1 protein-coding gene is annotated in these 6,173 nt (G+C 39.6%); it reads left to right on the plus strand.

Features of this window, described 5'->3' with window-relative positions:
- Positions 1-6,033 (plus strand): DUF1542 domain-containing protein (locus tag AC2JF7_RS08915; RefSeq protein WP_500728345.1); only part of this gene is annotated, 6,033 nt, incomplete at its 5' end.
- Positions 6,034-6,173 lie beyond the last annotated feature (140 nt).

The following is a 6,173-nucleotide window of genomic DNA, read 5'->3' on the forward strand; positions in this document are numbered from 1 at the left end:
GAAGCTGCTAAGATTAAAGCTGAAATCGATGCCGATCCAACATTGGATACAGCAACTAAGAATGCTCAAAAGAGCAGAGTTGATGTTGACGCAGCAACTGCCAAGGCTAATATAAGTCAAGCAACTGACGCCCAAGGCATTAAGGATGCAACTAGTGCAGGTATCATCAAGATTGATGGTGATCACGTCCCAGGTAGTGTATCCTTACCGGATCAAAAGAAGGCTGCGCAAGCAACAATTGATGCCGAAGCAAATAAGATTAAGGGTGAAATTGATGCCGATTCAACTCTAGATGATGCAGCTAAGAAGAGCCAAAAGGCTCAAGTTGATAAGGATGCAGCTGCAGCGAAAACAAACATTGATAATGCACAAGATGCTCAAGGTGTCAAGGATGCAACTACTGCTGGTATCGCTAAGATTGATAGTGATCATGTCCCAGACAGCACCTCATTACCAGATCAAAAGAAGAATGCTAAAGCAATTATTGATCAAGAGGCAGCTAAGATTAAGGCTGAAATTGATGCCGATCCAACCCTAGATTGTGCTGCTCAAACTGCTCAAAAGGCTCAAGTTGATGCAGATGTCATCGCAGCTAAAGGCAAGATTGATCAAGCAGTTGATGCCCAAGGCGTCAAAGATGCCACTGATGCAGGTGTAACTAAGATTGATAGTGACCATGTACCAAATAGTGTTTCACTGGTAAATCAAAAGGCTAATGCTAAGGCAAATATTGACCAAGAAGCTACAAAGGTTAAGGGTCAGATTGATGCCGATCCAACCTTAGATACAGCAACTAAGACTAAGCAAAAGGCTAACGTTGACACTGAAGCAAAGAATGCTAAGACTGCTATTGACAATGCCGTTAACGCTCAAGGTGTCAAAGATGCCCTTGATAACGGCATAGTAGCAATTGATGCACAATATGTTCCAAGTAAGAACGGTAGTCTAGAGAGTCAAAAGACAAAGGCTCAGGCAATTATTGATCAAGAAGCAGCTAAAATTAAGGCAGAAATTGATGCTGATCCAACATTGGATACAGCAACTAAGACTAAGCAAAAGGCCAATGTTGATCAAGATGCAACAGCAGCTAAGAATAATATTAGCCAAGCTCCTGATGCTCAAAGCGTAAATGATGCAAGAGATGCTGGAGTTGCCAAGATTGATAGCGACCATGTACCAAGCAGCATTTCGTTAGTAGATCAGAAGAAGAATGCTCAGGCAGTAATTGATCAAGAAGCAACTAAGATTAAGGCAGAAATTGATGCTGACTCAACATTAGATACGGCAACTAAGAATACACAAAAGGGTGCAGTTGATGCTGATGCCGTTGCAGCTAAAGTTAATATCAATAATGCAGTTGATGCACAAGGAATTATTGATGCAACTAATGCTGGTGTGGTAAAGATTGATAACGATCATGTACCAGGTAGTGTATCCTTACCGGATCAAAAGAAGAATGCTCAAAAAGCAATCAATGATGAAGCAACTAAGATTAAGGCAGAAATCGATGCCGACCCAACTCTAGATGATGCAGCTAAATCAGCCCAAAAGAATACTGTTGATGCAGATGCTGCAGCAGCTAAAACAAACATTGATCAAGCCACTGATGCCCAGGGCGTAAAGGATGCAACGAACGCCGGGATCAATAAGATTGACAGCGATCATATACCAAATACTATTTCACTCCCAACTCAAAAGAATAATGCTAAGGCTACAATCGACCAAGAAGCAGCTAAGATTAAGGCAGAAATTGATGCTGATACAACCTTAGATGCAGCCGCTAAGACAGCCCAAAAGACTAATGTCGATACTGATGCTGCAGCTGCTAAGGCTAACATTGATCAAGCTCAAAGTGCTCAAAGTGTCAAGGATATAACAAGTGCTGGAATTGCTAAGATTGACAGCGATCATGTACCAAGTACTACTTCCTTAGTAGATCAAAAGAAGAACGCACAAGCTGCGATTGAAGCAGAAGCAACTAAGATTAAGGCAGAAATTGATGCCGATGAAACCTTAGATGACGCAACTAAGACTAAGCAAAAGAATAATGTTGATAAGGATGCTGTTGAAGCTAAAGTCAACATTAGTCAGGCACCGGATGCTCAAGGCGTAAAGGATGCAACTACTGCTGGAATTACTAAGATTGACAGTGAACATATACCAAATACCACTAGCTTAGTAGAGCAAAAGAAGAATGCTCAAAAGGCAATTGAAAATGAAGCAGCTAAGATCAAGGCAGAAATTGATGCCGATCAAACACTGGATACTTCTGAAAAGGCAGCACAAAAAGCACAAGTTGACAAAGATGCTGCTGAAGCTAAGAATAATATTGATCAAGCAATCAATGCTCAAGGTGTAAAGGATGCAACTACTGCTGGAATTGCTAAGATTGACAGCGATCACGCACCAAGTAGCATCTCAATTCCAGAGCAAAAGAAGAATGCTCAAAAGGCAGTTGATGATGAAGCAACCAAGATCAAGGCAGAAATAGATGCAGATGAAACTCTAGATGATGCAACTAAGACTAAGCAAAAGGCAGCCGTTGATAGAGACGCTACTGATGCGAAGGACAAGATTGATCAAGCAGTTAATGTCACTGAAATTAGAGAAGCCAAGAATATTGCAATAGCCAAGATTGATAATGATCATGTTCCAAACAACATTCCATTAGCTGATCAGAAGAAGAATGCTCAAAAGGCAATTGATGATGAAGCAGCTTTAATAAAAGATGCAATCGATGCTGATAAGACATTGAGTGATGCAGCTAAAGCCGATCAAAAGGCTAATGTTGATCGAGATGCAACTACAGCTAAGAGCAAGATTGATCAAGCAATCAATGCTCAAGGTGTAAGTGACGCTAAGGCAGCCGGAATAGCTAAGATTGATAGTGATCATGTGGCTAATGGCAAATCTTTATCTGATCAAAAACTTGCTGCTGATGCAGTGATTGATGCTGAGGCAACTAGAGTTAAATCAGAAATCGATTCTGATACAAGTCTTGATGATGCAACTAAATCTAAGCAAAAGAATAATGTTGATAGCGAAGTAACGAAGGCCAAGGCAGCAATTAATCAAGCAGAAAATGCACAAGAGATTAAGGTTGCTGTATATGAAGGTAAAGTTGCTATCGACAGCAAGCATGTTTCTGATGAAAATGGTAGTCTAGCAAGTCAAAAGGCTACAGCTCAAGCAAAAATTGAGAGCGAAGCAGCTAAGATTAAAGCGCAGATTGACGCAGATCCAACTCTAGATGATGAAACAAAGACAACACAAAAAGCTAAAGTGGATAAAGATGCGGAAAATGCCAAGCGACAAATTGATCAAGCCCTGAATGCTCAAAGTGTCAAAGATCTGACTAATGTAGCGATTGTTGTAATTGATAATGACTACGCAAATAATGGCATGTCATTATCAGCTCAAAAGAAGAACGCTCAGCTGACTATTGATACTGAAGCTGCAAAAGTCAAGGAGCAAATTGATGCAGACAAAGGCCTAGACGATGCAACGAAGATTGAGCAAAAAGGTAACGTCGATAAAGACGCTGCAACTGCTAAATCAAGAATTGAACAGGCAATCAATGCTCAAGGTGTTAACGATGCGGTCAAAGCCGGTATTACCAAGATTGATGCAGACTACATTCCTGCAAGCTCTTCAATAGCAGATCAGAAACTCGCTGCTCAAGCAAGTATTGAAGCTGAAGCCAAGAAGGTTAAGGCAGAAATTGATGCTGATCCAACTATTGACAGTGCAACTAAGGACAAACAAAAGGCTAATGTGGAAGATGCTGCAAGCAAGGCGAAAGCCCAAATTGATCAAGCAACTTCTGCACAAACAGTTAAAACTGCACTGAATAATGGAATTGCAGAAATTGATGCTCAACATATACCAAATGGTGCTTTAGAAAGCCAGAAGGTAAATGCAATAGCAGAAATTGACCAAGAAGCTGCTAGAATCAAGAAGCAGATTTCCAATGACAATACGCTCACTGATGCAGCTAAGCATACACAAAGCCTAGCGGTGGATGAAGCAGCAACAACTGCTAAATCAAATATTCAAAGTGCTACTGATGCACAATCGGTTAGTGATGCTCTTAATAAGGGAATTGAAAACATTGATGCGCAATACATAAGTAGCCCAATGTCTCTAGCAAATCAAAAAGCTTACGCTAAGCAATTAATCAACGATGAAGCAGATATTGTTAAGGAAACTATTAACAAGGATGCTTCATTAGATCAGGCAACTAAAGACGCTCAGATTAAAGCGGTTGATGTTCAGAAACAAAAGGCATTGGATAAAATTGATGCAGCTCCAGATTCTGAAGCTACGCATAAAGAATACAGTGATGGTATTGTTGCAATTCATGCCCAATATGTAACTAATGACTTTGATGCACAAAAGCAAGCAGCTAAGGACGCTTTATTGCAAGAAGCAAATACTATTAAGGCAGCAATTAATAGCGATGTCACACTGACTTCCAGTGCGAAGGCAACACAGATAGCTAATGTTGATACTGAGCTAGGAAAGGCACAAAACTCAATTGATCGTGCCAAAACTGCTCAAGAAGTCAATGATCTTGAAGACCAAGCTGTTAAAGTAATTGATGCCCAATATATTCCTGGTAAATCACTTGATGAGCAAAAGGCAGATGCAAACAAGGCAATTGACCAAGCTGCTCAAGCTGCCAAGGATAAAGTTGATCAAGACAAGAGCAAGACAGATGCAGAAAAACAAAAGGAAAAAGATGCAATTGATGCTGCTGCTGCCGCTGCCAAAGATAAAGTAAATCAGGGTAAAGATGCTGATTCAATTAATCATGCTAAAGAAGATGGTCAAACTTCAATTACTCAAATTACTATAAACAATGGCTCGAATGGTTCAAACGGATCAGATGGCTCGAATGGTTCAAACGGCTCGAATGGTTCAAACGGATCAGATGGCTCTAACGGCTCGAATGGTTCAAACGGATCAGATGGCTCGAATGGTTCAAACGGCTCGAATGGTTCAAACGGATCAAATGGCTCTGACGGCTCAAATGGTTCAAACGGATCAAATGGCTCTGACGGCTCAAATGGTTCAAACGGATCAAATGGCTCTGACGGCTCAAATAGTTCAAACGGATCAGATGGCTCTAACGGCTCGACTGGCGGTTCAACTGGTGGTTCAACTGGTGGTTCTAACGGTTCGAATGGCTCAAACGGCTCAAATGGCTCAAACGGTTCGAATGGATCAAATGGTTCGAATGGATCAGATGGAGAACAAATTAACCCAGCAAATGCTGTTAAGAAGCATTTGTACCATAATGCATACTTCTATAATAAAGAAGGCAAACGAGCTAACTTATTAGTTGCAGAAAAAGGTTCTACAATTTCTACTTATGGGACTAAGAATATTAATGGTCGTGATTTCTATCTAACTGATGATGGTTTATATATCGCAGTTAACAATACAGTTCAGAAGAAACGTCTGTTAATGCACAATGCGTTTGTTTATGATCAAAACGGTAAGCGAGTGGGTAAAAAGTTACTTAAGAAATCTGCAGAAGTTGCTACTTATGGAGATCCAGTAATGATCCACGGTAAGGCTTACTATATTATAGGTAACGATAACTATGTTAAAGCAAAGAACTTTGGATCAATTATAATTGAAGCCAACAATGTTCTTGCTGATGGCATAAACACAAATGCGGAGATTTTGCATAATTCTTATGTTTATAATGCAGATGGCAAGCGTGTTGGAGATCTTGTTTTAAAGGCAGGATCTAAGGTCTTAACCGGTTCAACTAAGTCAGTTAGTGGCGAAGAGCTAATTTCAATTAGTGACAAATACTATGTTAAGAGTAGTAATGTTTATGGTAAATCTCATAAGCTAGTAAAGAAGACCCATGTTTACAATAAATATGGTAATCGTGTTGGCAAGGAAATCCTGAAGAAAAATATGGCTGTCCAAACATATGGTGGTGCTATTAAAATCAAAGGTGAAAAGTTCCTGACAATTGGATACAACAAATTTATTAGACAGTCAAATGTTGAATAAACCATATTAATTGTTCTAATTTGGTTAAATTAAAAGTTTAAATTATCAAAATAGTGATACAGAAACTTTTGAAAATTGAGTATCAAGCTACAAAGTAGCTTGGTACTCTTTTTTTGGCTAAATTATTAATTAGATGATTA

The organism is Lactobacillus sp. XV31L, assembly GCF_059900865.1.